Annotated in this window: 17 protein-coding genes and 1 riboswitch; of the genes, 5 read left to right on the top strand and 12 right to left on the bottom strand. The window is 75.2% G+C overall.

Features of this window, described 5'->3' with window-relative positions; genetic code table 11:
• Positions 1-30: 30 nt before the first annotated feature.
• The 8 genes from ACY34I_RS20085 to ACY34I_RS20050 all read right to left on the bottom strand — a co-directional run bounded on the left by ACY34I_RS20085 (position 31) and on the right by ACY34I_RS20050 (position 6,530).
• Positions 31-789 carry a CIS tube protein gene (locus ACY34I_RS20085; RefSeq protein WP_462756512.1) on the bottom strand — a complete coding sequence of 253 codons (759 nt, stop codon included), beginning with the start codon at positions 787-789 and terminating at the stop codon, positions 31-33.
• Positions 789-2,252: a hypothetical protein gene (locus tag ACY34I_RS20080; protein ID WP_462756511.1), complete on the bottom strand. Its 1,464-nt coding sequence runs from the start codon at positions 2,250-2,252 to the stop codon at positions 789-791. The genes ACY34I_RS20085 and ACY34I_RS20080 overlap by 1 nt, the downstream gene beginning before the upstream one ends.
• Positions 2,227-2,709 (bottom strand): phage tail protein, encoded by a 483-nt coding sequence (locus tag ACY34I_RS20075; RefSeq protein WP_148801047.1) that lies wholly within the window; start codon positions 2,707-2,709, stop codon positions 2,227-2,229. The genes ACY34I_RS20080 and ACY34I_RS20075 overlap by 26 nt, the downstream gene beginning before the upstream one ends.
• 1 nt (position 2,710) lies before the next feature.
• Entirely contained in the window at positions 2,711-3,928 is a 1,218-nt protein-coding gene (locus ACY34I_RS20070) for a phage tail sheath family protein (protein WP_462756510.1), read from the bottom strand.
• A 22-nt stretch (positions 3,929-3,950) separates the two neighbouring features.
• Positions 3,951-4,631, bottom strand: coding sequence for a carboxypeptidase-like regulatory domain-containing protein (locus ACY34I_RS20065; protein ID WP_462756509.1), 681 nt, complete (start codon positions 4,629-4,631; stop codon positions 3,951-3,953).
• A complete protein-coding gene (locus ACY34I_RS20060; protein ID WP_462756508.1) occupies positions 4,628-5,236 on the bottom strand; it encodes a glycine zipper family protein in 609 nt (202 codons plus the stop codon). The genes ACY34I_RS20065 and ACY34I_RS20060 overlap by 4 nt, the downstream gene beginning before the upstream one ends.
• A gap of 15 nt (positions 5,237-5,251) precedes the next feature.
• Entirely contained in the window at positions 5,252-5,596 is a 345-nt protein-coding gene (locus ACY34I_RS20055; RefSeq protein WP_462756507.1) for a hypothetical protein, read from the bottom strand.
• A gap of 100 nt (positions 5,597-5,696) precedes the next feature.
• The gene (locus ACY34I_RS20050; RefSeq protein WP_462756506.1) at positions 5,697-6,530 is read right to left on the bottom strand and encodes an LppM family (lipo)protein; all 834 of its coding nucleotides are present in this window, start codon (positions 6,528-6,530) and stop codon (positions 5,697-5,699) included.
• A gap of 288 nt (positions 6,531-6,818) precedes the next feature.
• On the opposite strand from ACY34I_RS20050, the gene ACY34I_RS20045 reads away from it, so the two are divergent.
• The 3 genes from ACY34I_RS20045 (at position 6,819) to ACY34I_RS20035 (ending at position 9,522) form a co-directional block, all read left to right on the top strand.
• Entirely contained in the window at positions 6,819-7,715 is an 897-nt protein-coding gene (locus ACY34I_RS20045; RefSeq protein WP_462756505.1) for an aminoglycoside phosphotransferase family protein, read from the top strand.
• Positions 7,716-7,746: 31 nt separating this feature from the next.
• Positions 7,747-8,163, top strand: a complete 417-nt coding sequence (locus ACY34I_RS20040; RefSeq protein WP_462756504.1) for an NUDIX hydrolase — start codon at positions 7,747-7,749, stop codon at positions 8,161-8,163.
• A gap of 264 nt (positions 8,164-8,427) precedes the next feature.
• The gene (locus ACY34I_RS20035; RefSeq protein ID WP_462756503.1) at positions 8,428-9,522 is read left to right on the top strand and encodes an FUSC family protein; all 1,095 of its coding nucleotides are present in this window, start codon (positions 8,428-8,430) and stop codon (positions 9,520-9,522) included.
• A gap of 8 nt (positions 9,523-9,530) precedes the next feature.
• Here ACY34I_RS20035 and ACY34I_RS20030 read toward each other — a convergent pair whose 3' ends face one another.
• On the bottom strand, positions 9,531-10,226 hold the full coding sequence (locus ACY34I_RS20030) for an alpha/beta hydrolase (protein ID WP_462756502.1): 696 nt from the start codon (positions 10,224-10,226) through the stop codon (positions 9,531-9,533).
• Positions 10,227-10,440: 214 nt separating this feature from the next.
• Complete coding sequence (locus tag ACY34I_RS20025; RefSeq protein WP_462756501.1) at positions 10,441-11,430, bottom strand: LacI family DNA-binding transcriptional regulator; 990 nt, start codon at positions 11,428-11,430, stop codon at positions 10,441-10,443.
• A 158-nt stretch (positions 11,431-11,588) separates the two neighbouring features.
• Between ACY34I_RS20025 and ACY34I_RS20020 the strand changes: the two genes are divergently transcribed.
• Both ACY34I_RS20020 and ACY34I_RS20015 read left to right on the top strand, forming a co-directional pair.
• Positions 11,589-12,818 (top strand): MFS transporter, encoded by a 1,230-nt coding sequence (locus ACY34I_RS20020; protein WP_462756500.1) that lies wholly within the window; start codon positions 11,589-11,591, stop codon positions 12,816-12,818.
• 122 nt (positions 12,819-12,940) lie between these two features.
• Positions 12,941-13,273 (top strand): hypothetical protein, encoded by a 333-nt coding sequence (locus ACY34I_RS20015; protein WP_148801083.1) that lies wholly within the window; start codon positions 12,941-12,943, stop codon positions 13,271-13,273.
• Between the two features lie 17 nt (positions 13,274-13,290).
• Here the strand turns inward: ACY34I_RS20015 and ACY34I_RS20010 are convergent, their stop codons facing one another.
• Together ACY34I_RS20010 and ACY34I_RS20005 are read right to left on the bottom strand one after the other, a co-directional pair.
• Complete coding sequence (locus ACY34I_RS20010) at positions 13,291-14,886, bottom strand: glycosyltransferase 87 family protein (RefSeq protein WP_462756499.1); 1,596 nt, start codon at positions 14,884-14,886, stop codon at positions 13,291-13,293.
• Between the two features lie 56 nt (positions 14,887-14,942).
• The gene (locus ACY34I_RS20005) at positions 14,943-15,632 is read right to left on the bottom strand and encodes an MBL fold metallo-hydrolase (protein ID WP_462756498.1); all 690 of its coding nucleotides are present in this window, start codon (positions 15,630-15,632) and stop codon (positions 14,943-14,945) included.
• A 344-nt stretch (positions 15,633-15,976) separates the two neighbouring features.
• Positions 15,977-16,106, top strand: a riboswitch (cobalamin riboswitch).
• The last annotated feature ends 217 nt before the right edge of the window (positions 16,107-16,323 follow it).

Below are 16,323 nucleotides of genomic sequence, written 5' to 3'. Positions count from 1 at the left end.
GTTCTCTCGGGCCGGTGGGCTGCGGTGCGGTCACGGCGTGGTCCTTCCCGTTCCGTCGCCGGTCGGCGTCGCGGCCGTCGCGGTGGCCGCCGGCACGGCCAGCGCCGTGCCGGCCGGCACGGCCAGCGGGTCGCTGATCCGGTTGTGCTCGGCGAGCAGCCGCCAGCGCAGCGGCGACCCGAGCGCGTCGTGGGCGAGCAGGTCGAAGCGCACCCCGGACCAGCCGGGCTCGGCCGCGCCGTCCGCCGCGGCGACCACCGCCGACCCGGGCGGCAACGGGGTGCTCGCCGCGGCCAGTTCCTCCGCGAAGCCCGCCTGGGCCGCCTCGGCGGACTCGGCCACCCGGACCAGCTTCAGCCGCAGCCAGGAGCGGCGGGGCGTGCCGGTGAGGGTGAACCCGTCAAAGCGTTCCGCGATCGCCACGATGACCCCGGGCACGTTCCAGGTCTTGCCCCACACCAGCCGGACCAGCGGAGGTCGCAGCCAGCCGTGCTCGGTGGCCGAGTTCTCCGCCAGCAGCCACAGCGGCCGGGTGAGCGCGCGGACGTCCTCGGGGCGTACCTGGGACTCGACCAGGTCGGTGTCGAAGAGCAGGTCCAGCACCAGTTCGGTGCGCCCGCCGCCGGTGAAGACCAGCGGGTCGTCGGCCAGGCCGGCCCCGGTGAGCTGGCCGTCGGCGGCGCCCCGGGGGCGTACCCCGGCCAGCCGGGTGACCTGCACGGCCTCCGGGTTGAGCAGGCAGTCCACCCGGGTGCCGGAGTCGTCCACGAGGAAGGCCACGCGTTCCATCACTCGCCCGCCTGTTCCCGCTCCAGCCGGCGCAGCCGCGCGGCGTCGACCGTGGTCGCCGCCGGCAGCCACAGCTTGCGGTCGTCGGGCAGCGCCGGCCACGGGTCCCGCCGGCGCCGGCCTCCGGGTACGCCCCGGGCCTCGGCACGAGGTGCGGTCCGGACCTCGTCCGGCAACGCCGGCCACAACCCGGCGGCGGCGAGCGGCGGCGATTGCGCCGGGACGGACGCCGAGGGTTCCTCGCTCCACTCCGGACCGGCGGTGGCCGGCCCGCCCGCCGCCCCGGAACCGCCCGTCCGCGTTCCCGATCCGGCCTCGCCGCAGTTCGGGTGCAGCTGTTGTCCCTCCAGCGACGACAGCTGCACCCGAAGGTCCGCCACCCGTGTCGGGTCGGCGCCGAAACCGCCGGCCCGGTCGAGATGCCCACCGTCGCGCGGGTCGGGGCGGCCTGGTGCGACCGGCGCATCCCCGTCGGGCCGCCGGCCCGCCATGGGTGCGGCCCGCTCGCCGTACCCGGGGAGCGTCGGGTCGTCGCCGTGGCCGGACCACTCGGGGCGCGGGCCGGGCCCGGTGCTCAAGCTGGGCCCGGTCCGGGCGATGTGTCCGCCGGACCCGGTACCGGCGCTGGGCTCGCCGGGCCGGGGCGGGGCCTGCCGGGCGCGCCCCGGGTGGGTGCCGGGTGCCGTGGTGACTTCCTCGTCCGTTCTGCGGCCGTCATGCCCGGCCCCGGCGATGCCGCCTGATCCCCGCTGACCAGGTGTCGCATCGATGTGGTCCGGGACGCCGGTGGACGCCGGGTCCAGGTCGGTCCGGGAAGCCGAGGGCAGTTGGGCGTTGGCGCCGCGGTAGCCGACCGGGGGCACCCGCTGCTGCCCGGCGGTCTCGGCACGGAGATGCGGGCCACCCGCAGTTGCCAGCCGTTCCCCGCCGTGGTGCTGGCCGGAGGCCGCGTCCAGGTTCGACCCGGCCAGCCGGTCCGACCCGGCCGGCGGGTCCGCGTCAGGGCGCCGGACGCCGCGCCCGAACCGCGCCCGCCACCGCCGGCCGCCCCGCGTTCCGATCACGGCCCGGCCGCCATCGCGCCCCTCCTCCCCCGCCGCCCCGCCCTCACCCAGCCCGTCCTCGGGCCCGTCGATCAAGAGGTTTGCGTCGTCCGATGCGGCGGATTCGACCGAAACTTCTTGATCAACAGCCGCGAGGTCGGCCAGGGGGAGTGCGGCTGGGGGGAGGTCGCGGAGGAGGCCGGGGGCGTGGGCGGCGACCAGGCGCAGCCAGTGCTCGGGGGGTTCGCCGGGGCGGCGGGGCGGGGGCGGGTCCACCGCCACCGAGGCGAGCCGGTCGACGGTCGGGGCGGCGTGGCGGTCGAGGACGGGGGTGGTGTGGCGGTCGGGGGCGGCGAGGCGGTCGGCGGTCGCGCGCAGCGCCCGGGCCAGCCAGTCACGGGGTCGTCGGGGCGGCCGCACTGCCGGACTCCAGTTCCAGCCCCTCGTACGCCAGGGTCAGCGCCTCGATGGCGATCTCCTGGGCGAGGGTGTTCAGGTGCGCGCCCCGCCACCGGGTGGGCCACGCGTTGATCATGTTCCAGCGCAGCACCTCGGCGGTGCCGGCCGGGTCGAGCAGCACCACCGAGACGTTGCGCCGGCTCACCGTCCCCTTCGCCGCCGCGTTCACCCAGTCCCACAGCTCGCGCGACGAGGTGAGCCCGAAGCGGAGAGTGACCGGGGCGTACTCGACCTGCCCGGGGACGGCCCGGATCCGCTCGTTGCCGGCCTCCCGGTAGGCCAGCGACGGGATGTTCACCTCGAAGCCGCTGACCTCGGTGAAGTGCCCGTTGGTGATCCCGTTGATGAGCAGCTTGAAGTGGTACGCCCGGTAGGGGTCGACGGGGGCGCCTGGCTGCGGGGTGGCCGTGGTCGGCATGTCAGCCTCCGATCGTCTCGGTCTCGGTGCCGCCGGCCCACTGGCTCAGCTTGAACACCACGAACTCCGCCGGCTTGACCACCGCGATCCCGATGTGCGCGACCACCATGCCGGCGTCGCGGACGTCCGCCGGGTTGGTCTCCTCGTCGCACTTGACGAAGAACGCCTCCTCCGGCGTACGCCCGAGCAGCGCGCCGTCGCGCCACACCCGGGTGAGGAACGCCCCGATGTCCCGCCGGATCGAGCGCCAGAGCGTGTAGTCGTTCGGCTCGAAGACCATCCATCGGGTGCCGTTGGCGATGGCCTGCTCGATGGCGATGGAGAGCCGCCGCACGTTCAGGTAGCGCCACTCGCTGGCCTCGGCGGCGAGCGTCCGGGCACCCCAGAGCCGGATGCCCTCCCCGGCGAAGTAGCGGATCACGTTGACGCCCTTGGGGTTGAGCACGTCGTGCTCGGGGCGGGTGACCAGACAGGCCAGGTCGACGGCGCCGCGTACCGGCTCGTTGGCCGGGGCCTTGTGCACGCCGCGCAGCGCGTCGGTGCGGGCCCAGATGCCGGCCACGTGCCCGCTGGGCGGGGTGAGCACCAGTTCGCCGCTGAGCGGGTCGCGCACCCGGATCCAGGGGAAGTAGAAGGTGGCGAAGTCCGACTGCCGGGGCCGGTACGCGGTTGGCCCGTCGTCGTCGGCGGGTTTCGGCGTACCGTCGGCGGGCTTGCCGGGCGGCTTGCCCGGCGTGGCGACCCGGGTGAGCCCGGAGATGTCGTCCACGTCCGGCGGCGGGTCGCAGATCGCCACCATGGTGCGCAGCCGCTCGGCCGTGCTGATCAGCGCCTCGTGGGACACCGGGTCGTGGTAGCCGGGGGCGGCGAGGATGGAGATCTCGTCGACGGCCTCCAGCAGTTGCAGCCCGCTGCGCCGCCCGCCGGTGCCGGTGAGCTGGCCGCCCTCGCCGACGTTGACCACCCAGCAGCGGGTGCCGCCGTTGTCGAGGAAGCCGAACACCGCCCGCGCGAGGGGCGTGCTCGCCAGGTCCTCGCCGTCGGCGTACAGCCGGAGGAACTCCGACCAGCTGTTCACCGCGAGCGCCTGGTCGACGTGGGCGGTGCGGTTCGGCGCGACCCCGACGAAGGCGGCGGTGCTGGTGCCGACCGGCCCGATCGGGCGGGCGCCGCTGGGCACCTCCTCGACGTAGATGCCGGGGGAGAAGTAGGTGGGCATCGGTCCTCCTTGAGGAGACGGCTCAGTCGGGGGCGCAGACGATGACGAGGTCGGGGTCGGCGGGATCGAGGTCGGCGGTGAGGGTGCGGCCCCGGCCGATCAGCCGGACCCGGACTGGCCGGCCGGGGTCGTCGGGGTCGTGCGGGACGCCGACCAGCCGGAACCGGCCGGCGTGGTCGGTCTCCGTGGCGTACGGGGTGCCGACCAGCTCGACCCGCATGGCGGCGAGCGGTTGCCGCTCCGGCCCGACCACCCGGCCGTCGAGGGTGCGCATGTCCAGCTGGCGCAGCCGCAGCGGGTGCCGCACCGGCGGCGCGGGCGGCCGCGGCCGGGCGATCTGCGCGGGTACGTCGACCAGCAGTGCCGGCCGGGGCGCCACGCCGAAGGCCCGCCACAGGGCGGGGTCGCCGGCGGTCAGCACCACCTCCGGCGCGCCGGCCGTCGCGGCGGCGGCGAGCACCCGGTCCAGCGCGGGCAGCGCGGCCGGTCCGGCGCCGCTGACCAGCAGCCGGACCACGAACCGGTACGGCTCGCGCGCCCCGCCACTGCCCATGGTCTGCCGCGCCGGCCGCAGCTCCAGCGGCCAGACGGTCAGCCCGTCCGCCGGGTCGTCGCGGGGCGGGCCGACCGGGACGGGGTCGCCCGCCGCCCCGGTCAGCCAGGCCGCCAGGTCCGCGACGGCCGCCTCGATCGCGCCGGTCATCGCGGCGGGGTCCCCTGGATCCGGTACGCGATGGCCTCGTTCCACACGTGCGGGTAGACGCCGATCTCGAAGTACCGGGTGAACCCGTTGATCGGCGCGTTGGTGCGGTCGTGCCAGAGCAGCCACACCGGGGCGATGGTGAACAGCACGTAGTTGAGCACGACCAGCGGCAGGTAGAGCGGCCCGAGCAGCCGGGCCTGGAGGATGTGCACGTCCTCGTGCCGCTGGATGCCCGGGCTGGATCCGGCGCAGACCGTGCCGATGGTGGTGGCGTACCGGGGCGAGACCCCCTCGACCACGTTGACCCGGCCGCTGGCGGCGGAGACGACCCGGTCGAGCTGGTGCCCGAACACCAGGTGCAGGGCCAGGTAGATCGCCCCGACCACCGTGTTGAGCAGGCTCCAGGTGTGGTCGACCACGAAGAGGAAGATCCCCTTCGGATCCGTGCCGTAGCTGCCGGCCGCGGCGACCGCCCAGCTGAAGGGCACGCCGACGAGTAGTCCCACCACCGCACCGATCACCAGGCCGAGGGTGCCGCCGGCCCACTGGCCGAGCAGGGCGCCGAGGACGATGTGGACGGCGGCGCTGACGATGCCGAAGACCATCTCCGGTCACCTCCCTCAGACCCACGAGCGGATGTAGCGGGGCTCGCGTCCCTGCGCGAGCTGGGTGGGCGACGCGCTGGTCGCCTGCCGGTTGCCCGGCGGCAGCTGGTTGACGCCGAGCGCGGCGGAGAAGATGACCAGCCCGTTGAAGAACGCGACGATCCACTTCTCCGGGCCGGCGTCGTCGGCGAACGCCGCGGTGAGGTACGACAGCGCCAGGGCGATCCCCAGCGCGATCCACTTGCGCGCCTTGTCGCCGTTCGGGCCGATCAGGCCGCCGACGACGTTGGTGGCCAGCAGGGTGGCGGCGGTGGCGCCGGTCAGGGTGCCCAGGGCGGCAAAGGTGAAGAGATCGTTCATGGCGATCTCCCTTCGGGATGGTGCGGTGGTGCGGTCGGGGTGGGTGGTGCGGCGGCCGAATGGTGCGGGTTGGGCCGCCCAGGGTGGCGGGTCGCGCCGGTCAGACCGGCCCCGGATGGTCGGCCGGGGGCGCCGGAGCGGGGGTGGTGGCGGTGGGGGCGGCGGCGACCGGGCCGTGCGGGCGCCGGAGCAGGAGTACGACGACCCCGGCGACCAGCAGCAGGACGACCACCCCGCCGACGATCAGGAGCCAGGGGAAGGAGCGGCTGGAGGCCGGGGTGGCCGCGGCGGACGGCGTCGCCGGCACCTCGGCGACGGCCCGCAGCTCCGCGGGTTTGGGCTGGTTGGCGATCAGCTTCCAGCTCACCGACCGGCCGACGAGCGTGCCGTTGGTCTCGATCACCCGACCGGGGAAGGTCACCGATATGTCGATCGACATCGTCTGCAGTGCCTTCTGCTGGGTCTGCGGGTCGTACTGGGTCGCTTTCTCACCGTATTTGGCGGGGTCCAGCGAGAGAGTGAAGCGATGGAGATCGCCGTCCCGGACCAGATTCACGCCCGCGCTGTTGAAATGCGACAGCGGCTTTTCGTGATAGGAGATCAGAACGCCGTAGGACTTGTCGTTGTCGTACGGGGTCTCGTCCCCGGGAGGTAGCGCGGGGAGGTTCCGCCGGAGTTCGGCGAAGGCTGCCGGTACGTTGTTCCGCCACCGCTTGAACGCAGGCCATCGGGGGTCGAGCGGGGTGAGCACCGGCCCGGGGTCCACCGACGTGAGCTCGGCTTTGTCGACGGTCAGCAGGAGTTGGCCGGTGACCGTGTCGTCGCTGGTCACGGTCAGCCCCAGGTTGAGCTGCGTGCAGCCGGTCAGCGCCGCCACGAGGGCGAGACACACCGCGAGGCGGAAGGGCCGGCCGCGGGGAAGTCTCGTATTCATGGGCACAGTGTGTGTGATCGCTATCACATACAGCAGTCAGCGATCAGTCACAAGGCTGTCGCCGATCTTACCGGCCGCTTCTCCCATTCGGCCGACCCCGAAAAGTCGGGTGATCGATATTCTGAAAGGTTGACCATTTCGCAGTTTCCGCGGTGATCCTTTTCCCCGCGTCAGGTATGTCTGGCGGGCGTGGGAACGCGGGGGACAATCCCTCCGGAAGTCGGTTGCCCACGCCGGGACCGGCAGTGAGGATGCCGGGATGACCCGACAGCACGAGGCGTCGGACCGGTGACGGTGCGACCCGTCCCCCCGATCGACGTGGCGCTGGTCCGTCGGCTGGTCGCCAGCCAGTTTCCCCGCTGGGCCGACCTCCCGGTCCGGCCGGTCGCGGTCGGTGGCTGGGACAACCGCACCTTCCACCTGGGCGACGAGATGAGGGTGCGCCTGCCCAGCGCCGCGGGGTACGTGCCCCAGGTGGCGAAGGAGCAGCGGTGGCTGCCGGTCCTCGCGCCCCGGCTGCCGCTGCCGGTGCCCAGCCCGCTGGCCGAGGCGAAGCCCAGCGCGGGCTACCCGTACCCCTGGTCGGTCCACCGCTGGATCGAGGGCGAGACCGCCACCGCCGCGCGCATCGGCGACCCGGTCCGGTTCGCCACCGACCTCGCCGGCTTCCTCACCGCCCTGCACCGCACCGAGCCGGCGGGCGGCCCGCCGGCCGGCGCCCACAGCGCGTTCCGGGGCGCCCCGCTGGCCACCTACGACGGGGAGACCCGACGGGCGGTCGAGCTGCTCGGCGACCGAATCCCGGCCGACACCGTGAACCGGATCTGGGCCACCGCGATGCGGTCGACCTGGACCCGCCCGCCAGTCTGGTTCCACGGCGACGTCGCTTGGGGCAACCTGCTCGTACGGGACGGCCGGCTGGCCGCGGTCATCGACTTCGGCTGCTGCGGGATAGGCGACCCGGCCTGCGACCTGGCCATCGCCTGGACGCTGCTGGCGGGCCCGAGCCGGGCGGCGTTCCGCGCCACCCTCGGCGTGGACGACGCGACCTGGGCCCGCGGGCGGGGCTGGGTGCTCTGGAAGGCCCTCATCACCCTCGACAATCCCGATCCGGTCCGCGCCGCCGAGGCCCGGCAGATGCTCGACGCCGTCCTCACCGAGTACGCCGAATCCACGGGGGAGTGAGCGGCCGGGCGCGGCGTACTAGGTTGGCCGGATGCACCCGATCGCCTGTGTCCTGCTGGTCGACCGCGCCGGCCGGCTGCTGCTGCAACTCCGCGACGCGCACGCCCCGCACCACCCGAACGTGTGGGGCCTGCCCGGCGGGCATTGGGAGCCGGGCGAAACCATCGAGGAGACCGCGCTGCGCGAGCTGTGGGAGGAGACCGGCCTGCGGCCAGCGGGACCGCTGCGGCTCTTCGCCACCCAGGAGCTGCCGGAGATCGGGCGGATCAAGCACTACTTCTGCGGCGTGACCACCGCCGGGCAGGAGGACGTGGTGCTCGGCGAGGGCGCCGCGCTCGTCTTCACCGCCCCGGCGGAGGTCCTGGACGGCCGCCCCTACACCCCGGGCACGGCCGACGTCCTCGCCCGCTTCCTGGCCTCCCCCGAAGGGGCCCGCGTCATCCCCTGAGCGCTCGCCGCCTCCGTAGGCGCGTCGTGGGAGCAGATCACGGGAAGAGCGGCCCGCTCGCGCAGCACGCCATTCTCTCCGTTCGTGAAAGAGGCCACTTGCCGCGGGTGAGCCCGGCCGCTGCGGCCGGTCCGGTCGCGGCGCACCATAGGTGGGTCGAGGCGGCGACGGGAGGCGACGATGGCGTGGTGGGGCAGGGCCGGAGCACTCCGGCTCGGCGGGTCTGACGCCACGCCACGACCCCGAGCAGCCGTCCGGGAGGCCGTGGGGCGACTGCGGCGGGGCTGGCTGCCGGCGCTCGAGGCGACTCTCGCCGCCACCGTCGCCTGGATCCTCGCCACCCGGCTGGTCGGCCACCCGCAGCCGTTCTTCGCACCGGCCGCCGCGCTGATCGTGCTCGGCCAGGCCCGCGGCCAACGGCTGCGCCGGGCCGTCGAGGTGGTGCTCGGGGTGGCCGCCGGGGTGCTCGTCGCCGACGTGGTCGTGCAGGCGCTCGGCCCGCACACCAGCTGGACCGTGTTCACCGTCATCCTGCTCACCGTGGCCCTCGCGGTGGCGGTGGGCGCCAGTTCCGTCACCGTGGTGCAGGCCGCCGTGTCCGCCCTCTACCTGGTGGTCGTGGCACCGCCCACCGAGACGCTGGTCCCGTTCCGGTTCGTCGACGCGCTGATCGGTGGCGGGGTGGCCATCGTGGCGAGCCAGCTCATCGACGCCCGCCGCCCGCTCGCCCCGCTGGTCGCCGAGTTCCGGCACACCTTCGAGGAGTTGGCCGGGGTGCTCGACGAGATCGCGGCGGCGCTCGACGGGAGCGACGACGAGGCGGCGCTGGCCGCGCTGGAGCGGGCCCGGCACGCCGACGCCGGGGTGGAACGGCTGCGCGGGGCGGTGCAGGCCGCCGGCGAGGCGCTCTGGCTCCACGTACGGCGCCGCCAGCACCTCGGGCGGCTGCGCTCGGTGGAGAGCTCGATCCGACAGATCGACTACGCGGTGCGCAACGTGCGGGTGCTGGCCCGCGCCGCGGTCACCCTCACCCGGGGCCCCGCGCCGGTGCCAGCCGAGCTGGGCGCCGCCGTGCGGACCCTGGCCGAAGCGGTCCGCTCGGCCGGGGACGCGCTCGCCGCCGACCTGACCGGGCAGGACGAGATAGCCGACCGGCACGCGGAGCGGGTGGACGCGGCCGCGTTGGAGGCGGTCCGGTCGGCCGGCCGGCTCTTCACCCCGGGGCAGACGCTGCCCCTCGCCATGATCATCGGCCAGGTCCGGGCCACCGCGATCGACCTGATGCGCGGGGTCGGCGCCGACGACGACGCGTCGGTGCTCACCCGGGTCGACACGGCCGTCACCGGGCCCCCGCACTGACTCCGCGCTCAGCCCACCAGCCAGTCCACCGCCCGTTGCCGGATCTCCGCCGGCACCTCGTGGCCGCCCGGGAACTCGGCGTACTCGGTCGGGTAGCCGAGGCTGTGCAGGCGAGGCACCAGCCGCCGACTGCACACGTCCACCGGCAGCACCCGGTCGTCGGCGCCGTGCGACACGAAGATCCGCGGCCGGCCGTGGGTGACCAGCGGCGCGGCGAACCCGGGGGAGAAGGCCAGGACCGCGTCGACCAGGTCGCCGTTGGTCAGGCCCAGCGAGAGGGCGTACGACGCCCCGTCGGAGAAGCCGCCCAGGATCACCCCGGCCACCGGGTACGCCTGCAGCACCTCACCCAGCAGCGCGTCGATCCGGCGGACGTCCGGGCCGTACCCCTCGGCGATCAGGTCCCAGCTGCTGGCGGTGGCCTGCGGCGCGACCAGCAGCAGCCGGTGCGCGTCGGCCAGCGGGAGCAGCAGGTCCAGCCCCTGTCGAGCCGAGCCGCCGGCGCCGTGCAGCAGCACCACCACCCGGTACGGCCCGGCGCCGTCGGCCGGGGCGTACCGCAGGGCCGCCGCCCCGCCCTCCGGATCGGGGACCGCGGTCAGCCCGGTCGGACCGGGCACGGCCACCGCGGCGGCGCGGGCGGTCAGCCGGCCGTGCCGGTGCCCCTCCTCGGGCTGCCGGTGCGGCGGCGCGGGCTCGGTCAATGCTCGCCCCTCTGTCGTCGGTCGGTCCGGCGGCGCATACCCGGCTGGTGCCGGCTCAACCGCTGAGCACCCGCCCCGCCCGCTCCCGCCGGCCCGCCCGCACCCGCCGGGCCACCCGCTCCCGTCGGCCCGCCCGCTCCTGCCGGAACCACCCGCTCCCGCCGGGCCACTCGGTCCCGTCGGCTCGGCGCCGGGGCTGCCCGGGCCCGCCGGGTCAGGCGCTCTCCCGGGCGACCAGCGTCGACGGGAAGGCGGTGACCGGCGGCACCCGCCCACCCTCCAGCACCGCCGTGGCCGCCGCCGTGGCGATCCGGCCGACCGGGTGGGTGGCGGTGGTCAACGCCGGACTGCTGACCGCCGCGTACGGGATGTCGTCGAAGCCGGCCACCGCCACGTCGTGCGGCACCCGGATCCCGCGCCCGCGCAGCGCGGCGATCGCGCCCAGCGCGGTGCTGTCGCTCGCCGCGTAGATCGCGTCGGTGTCCGGCCAGCGGGTGAGCGCCTCCAGCGCGGCCCGGCCGCCCCGCGCGGCGGTGAAGTCGCCGGTCACCAGGCGTACCGGCAGCCCGGCCGCCCGCATCAACGCCTGGTACGCGGTCACCGACCGCTCCGCGCAGCTGAGCCAGCGGGGACCGGTGACCATGACGATCCGGCGGCGACCGCCGGCGTGCAGGTGGCGCAGCACCGCGTCGGAGCCGGCGACGTTGTCCACGTCGAAGGCGGGGACGGCGGCCGAGCCGATGCCGATCGAGGCGATCCGGCCGCGCAGCGTGGCGGGCACCGCGTCGAGCACCCGCTCGGTGGTGTTGATCAGCAGCACCCCGCAGACGCTGCGGTCGTCGCCGAGGCGGCGCAGGTTGGCGGGGGCGTTCCGCTGCACCCACTCCAGGGCGACCCCCACGCCCTGCGGGGCGCAGACCCGGGCCGCCGCGCTCACCACCCGGTCCACGTACGGGTCGTCGAGGATCGTGGCGTCGGTGCCGGCCACGGCCACCACCAGCCGCACCCCGGCGCCCCGGACCAGCGCGCGGGCGGCCGTGTTCGGCACGTAGCCGAGGCCCTCGGCGGCGGCGGTGACCCGGTGCCGGGCGGCCGGCGAGGCGAACCCGTAGCCGCCCAGCACCCGGGAGGCGGTGGCCCGCGACACCCCGGCCGCGCGGGCGACGTCGTCGAGGGTGGCGGGACGTGCCGTCGGCGTACCCATGTCGCTGCCTCCTGCCCGGCCGTGCCCCCGCGCCCGGCCACTGTCGGCCATCATGCCGGGTCCGGGCCGCCACCGTTAAGGGTGAAAGCGCTTGTCGTGTGAGCGCTCTCAGAGGTGGGATGGTCGTCGGGCAGCCCAGGGGAGAGGGAGACAATGCGGTGAGCAGCACCATCGACGCATCGGCCGTCGACCGGCCGGTCGTGCCCCGGGCGGTCCTGGCCGCCCGGACCGGGGTGGCGGTCGTGTTCGCCCTCAACGGGCTCGCGGTGGGCACCTGGTTCTCCCGGGTGCCGGCGGTGCGGGAGGCGCTCGGGCTCAGCACCGGGCGGCTCGGCCTGCTGCTGCTGACCTTGTCGCTCGGCGCGGTGCTGGCGATGCCGACCGCCGGGCTGGTCACCCAGCGGCTCGGACCGGCCCGGACCGTGGCGGCGTCGGTCCTGCTCGTCGCGTTCGGCACGGTCGTCGCCGGGGTCTCCGCCAGCCTGCTCGGCTCGATGGCCGGGGTGGCGATCGGGCTCTTCGCCTTCGGCTACGGCTCCGGCACCTGCGACGTGGCGATGAACGTCGAGGGCGCGGCGGTGGAGAAGCGCCTCGGCCGGACCATCATGCCCCGGTTCCACGCGGCGTGGAGCCTCGGCTCGGTGGCCGGGGCGGGGATCGGCGCCGGGGCCGCCCGGCTGGGCGTACCGGTCGGGGCGCACCTGCCCGTGCTCGCCGCCGTGGTCCTGGTCGGCACGCTGCTCGGCGCCCGCGCGTTCCTGCCCGCCCCCGCGGAGGCGGAGGGTACGGCAAACCCGGCGGCCCGGCGGCGGGCGCTGCTGGCCACCTGGCGGGAGCCGCGCACCCTGCTCATCGGCCTGCTGGTGCTGGTCATGGCCTTCACCGAGGGCAGCGCCAACGACTGGCTGGCGGTGGCGTTCGTTGACGGGTACGGCGTCAGCGAGGCGGTCGGCGCCACCGTCTTCGGCGTCTTCGTGGTTGGTATGACGCTCGGCCGGACCGCCGGCACGATCGCCATCGACCGGTGGGGCCGGGTGCGGGTGCTGTTCGGCACCATCGGGCTGGCCGCCGCCGGCGCCGCCCTGGCCGTGCTGGCCGGCTCCGGGCCGCTGGCCGTGGTCGGCGTGGCGCTCTGGGGGATCGGGGCGTCGCTCGGCTTCCCGGTCGGCATGAGCGCCGCCGCCGACGACGAGGACCGGGCGCCGGCCCGGGTCAGTGTGGTCGCTGTGATCGGCTACACGGCCTTCCTGGGCGGGCCGCCGCTGCTCGGCTTCCTCGGCGACCACCTGGGCATCCTGCACGCCCTCGGCGTCGTGCCGCTCCTGCTGCTGCCCACCCTGGCGCTGGTCCCGGTGCTCCGCCCACCGTCCCCGACGAGCCAGGACTGATCGGCTCGGGCCACCGCAGGTCGCGGCGGATCACCGCCGGTCAGCGGACTCCCACGGCGCTCCCAGGTGGCTGCCAGGTGACGGTGCTGCACTGGGCGGGACGCCGAGGAGAGGAGACCGGCATGGGCTGGTTCCGCCGACGGGGCGCCGACCGGACGACCCCGACCAAGCTCGACCGCGAGGCCACCGCGGAGGACCTGGCCGCGCTGGAGGCCTTCGTGACCAGCCGCCGCGGGGTGGAGTTCTACCTGGAGCCGGAGACCACGGCCACCGACACCACGGTGGTCGCCATCGCCCACGACGGCGAGTGGATCCGCCGCCGCACCGGCTCGCCCCGGGCCGCCGGGAAGATCGCCCAGCGGCACGCGATCCCGCTGTACGAGGCGGCCCGCACCGGCTACCCCGAGCGGATGCGGGCCTGGAACCGGGCCCACCCCGAGCGCCGGGCCCGCTGACCCGGCTGCCGGCCGGGTCAGCGGCGCACGCGGAACGCCGCCGCCAGCTCGTCGTCGTAGGTGGCGATCGGGCGACCGTCGGCCGCGTACGCGACGAGCCGGCCATGCGTCATGGTCGCGGCGCGGAACGAGAAGATCCGCGACCCTGGGTAGGCGTCGAGCAGCGGGATGGCCCGGGGCGCCCCGCCCGGCGCCGAGTAGTAGGCCAACCGAGCCACCCGCGCGGAGACCACCCCGTTGACCCGGACCTTCGTCGGCTCGACGGCCGTGCCGAAGGTGACCGCCGCGTCCCCGCCGTACGCGGCGCACTCGGCGGGCCCCTGGCAGACGAAGAAGTATCGGGGGTTCGCCACGTCGTCGAGGTCGTACGCCTTGAACGTGGGGTCCGCGCCCGCCGGGAGCGGCTGCACGGCGAAGAACGCCAGCGCCGTGGCGGCGGCCACGCCCACCCGCAGCCAGGCCCGGCCGGCGGTGCGGCGGTGTGCCCGGGTGGCGGTGACCGCGACGCCGCCGAACCCGAGGAGGCAGAGCGCGCCGACGCCGAGCGCCCGGGCGTTCTCCAGCAGGAACTGCACGCCGGGCCGGGCGGACACCGGGCCCAGCGCCGCGCCGAGGGACACCACCATGGCCACCAGCAGGGCGGCGCCGGCCACCCGGCGGGCCACCCCGGACGCGCCGACCAGCAGCATGGCGGCCAGCACCGGCCAGATCTGGTGGTGGGTCCAGGACACCGGGGAGGCGGCCACGGTGGCGCAGCCGACCAGCACGGCGGCGTGCCCCGGCCGGCCGTGCCCGGCGAGCTGCCGGGCCCGCAGCAGCGCCACCGCGCAGATGACGCCCACCAGTGCGGCCCAGAGCAATGGCAGGGTGGCCGGGGCGACGCCGACGCGGAGCAGCATCCCGTGCAGCGACTGGTTGCCCAGCGACGCGAGGTCGCCGATCCGGGAGGTCTGCAACACCGTCCCGGTCCAGTAGGTCCAACTCTCCGCGGGCAGCACCGCCGCGGCGACCCCCGCCGCCGCCAGGAAGGTGGCCACCGCCCGACCGGCGTCCCGGTAACGGCCGCTGACCAGAAAGTACGCCACGAAGAGCAGCGGGGTCAGCTTGATCGCCGCGGCCAGCCCGACCAGCACCCCGCGCCAGCGGGGCGGAACCACCCCCATGCCGTCCAGCAGGGCCAGCAGCACGATGAAGATGCTCACCTGGCCGAAGCGCAGGTTGCTCTGCACCGGCGCGGAGAGCATCAGCGCCGCGGCGACCGCCGCCATGACCAGCGGCCGCCGGGACCGTTCGGGCGCCAGCACCCCACCGACCGGTACGGCGATGGCGACCACGGCCGCGACCGTCAGCAGCAGCCAGGCCACGCCCAGCACGGACTCCGGGACCACGGTGATCGGGGCCAGCACGAGCGCCGCGAACGGGGGATAGGTGAACGGGCCCCCGTTCTCCGCGACGTACCCGTACAGCGGCCGCCCGGCCCGCAGGTCGGTCAGCGCCCCGTAGTAGATGTGCAGGTCGGAGAGGTGGTCCGGGCGTCGTGCCACCAGCGCGACGGAGACCGCGGCGGCCAGCGCGAACCCGGTCCACAGCAGAATCACCCGGCGGTCCCGCATCGACCGAGGATAGGCCGGGCCGCTGCGTCGTGGGACCCCGTGCGGCGCGATGCCGGTCAGCCGGCCAGGGCAGCCCGCGCCTCGGCCAGCCGCACCGGCTCGTCGTGCGCCGAGACGTACCACTCGACGTCGTCGGTGAGCAGGCCGCGCGCCATCGCCAGATCGGGCTCGTCCTCCGGAGTACGCAGATGGGCCGGCGGCGGGTACCAGCAGTCGCCGAGCAGCAGCACCGCCGAGTCCGGCACCAGCACCACCGACGAGTCCGGGGCGTGCCGGCCGCCCACGTGCCGGACCACGACCCCGGTGGGCAGGGTCAGCTCGTCGGTGAAGGTGCGGGTCGGTGGCAGGACGGTGAAGCCCTCCCAGGAGTCGACGGCCAGGGCCCGGGCCCGGAAGCTGTGCCCGAGCCGGGGGTTCTCGCGGACCTGCTCGCGCAGGTGGCGGTGGCTCCACGGCCGGGCCGCCTCGGCGCGCAGCGGCGCGACGCCGGCCTCGTGCCCGACGATCTCGACGCCGGGCCAGGCGCAGGCGCCCCAGACGTGGTCCCAGTGGTGGTGGGTGTAGACCAGCCAGCGGGGTTCCGGCAGCCCGGCCGCGCGCAGCCCGGCCCGGATCTCGCGGGCGTGGGCCGGGCTCTGCCCCGCGTCGACGATCACACTTCCGCGCTCGTCGGCGACGACCGCCACGGTCGGGCGGACCGTGTACGGGTCCGGATCGCCGGGGAACAACCAGACCCGGCCGGCCAACGGTCGGGGCGTCAGGGTGTCGATGGCGCCATTCCTCTCGCCCGGGCGGACCTCCGGTCCGCAGTCGACCGCGATGCTATCGGCCCGATCCGTTCCCGGCCGCTCCTGCCAGCGCGGACGTGATTCCCGAACGGTGCGGGGTCAATGGGCGGAAACGCTTCCGGTGACGGGTTCCGGGCGACCGGAAATTCGCGCCGTCGGTCGATGTCCGCCATTGTGATCGGAGCTGCCCGCCAGTTCGACTGATCGACGACTGTCCATTGTCGAGGGGTGCGGAGGCAGGTCGGACCTGCCGTTGACCGGGGGGCGGAGGCTGTGGCACCATTCGCGGCCAGACGGCAGTGAAGGAAGCCGGTGTGAATCCGGCGCGGTCCCGCCACTGTCACCGGGGAGCGATCCCCCCTCGTGAGTCACGGCCGTGCGTGCGCGGTTGGAAGGCCGGGGGAGAGCGTCGATCCGGGAGCCAGGATACTTCGGCCGTCGGCGAACCCCAGGGCGTGGACACCCGAGGAGGACCCGATGCACGGCCTTTCCGCCATCGACGGTGATCGTCGTATCCGGCCGGGGCGCACCCGCGTGCCGCTGACCGCTCACCCCACCGCGCCGCGGGCCGGTGGCGGTCCCGCGTACCCGACCGTTCGCCGCGCCGCCGCTCGTCCGGGCGCCGCAGGGGCATCTGGCGTCATCGCCG

Source organism: Micromonospora sp. RTBAU3-60, from assembly GCF_054963695.1.
This window is presented reverse-complemented; position numbering and strand designations above follow the sequence as displayed.

Bases quoted from the DNA above. Each gene is read 5' to 3' on its own strand.
- ACY34I_RS20065 (WP_462756509.1), bottom strand. From the start codon at position 4,631: ATGACCGGCGCGATCGAGGCGGCCGTCGCGGACCTGGCGGCCTGGCTG.
- ACY34I_RS20075 (WP_148801047.1), bottom strand. From the start codon at position 2,709: ATGCCGACCACGGCCACCCCGCAGCCAGGCGCCCCCGTCGACCCCTAC.
- ACY34I_RS20015 (WP_148801083.1), top strand. From the start codon at position 12,941: ATGGGCTGGTTCCGCCGACGGGGCGCCGACCGGACGACCCCGACCAAG.
- ACY34I_RS20070 (WP_462756510.1), bottom strand. From the start codon at position 3,928: ATGCCCACCTACTTCTCCCCCGGCATCTACGTCGAGGAGGTGCCCAGC.
- ACY34I_RS20040 (WP_462756504.1), top strand. From the start codon at position 7,747: ATGCACCCGATCGCCTGTGTCCTGCTGGTCGACCGCGCCGGCCGGCTG.
- ACY34I_RS20085 (WP_462756512.1), bottom strand. From the start codon at position 789: ATGGAACGCGTGGCCTTCCTCGTGGACGACTCCGGCACCCGGGTGGAC.
- ACY34I_RS20025 (WP_462756501.1), bottom strand. From the start codon at position 11,430: ATGGGTACGCCGACGGCACGTCCCGCCACCCTCGACGACGTCGCCCGC.
- ACY34I_RS20055 (WP_462756507.1), bottom strand. From the start codon at position 5,596: ATGAACGATCTCTTCACCTTTGCCGCCCTGGGCACCCTGACCGGCGCC.
- ACY34I_RS20050 (WP_462756506.1), bottom strand. From the start codon at position 6,530: ATGAATACGAGACTTCCCCGCGGCCGGCCCTTCCGCCTCGCGGTGTGT.
- ACY34I_RS20010 (WP_462756499.1), bottom strand. From the start codon at position 14,886: ATGCGGGACCGCCGGGTGATTCTGCTGTGGACCGGGTTCGCGCTGGCC.
- ACY34I_RS20060 (WP_462756508.1), bottom strand. From the start codon at position 5,236: ATGGTCTTCGGCATCGTCAGCGCCGCCGTCCACATCGTCCTCGGCGCC.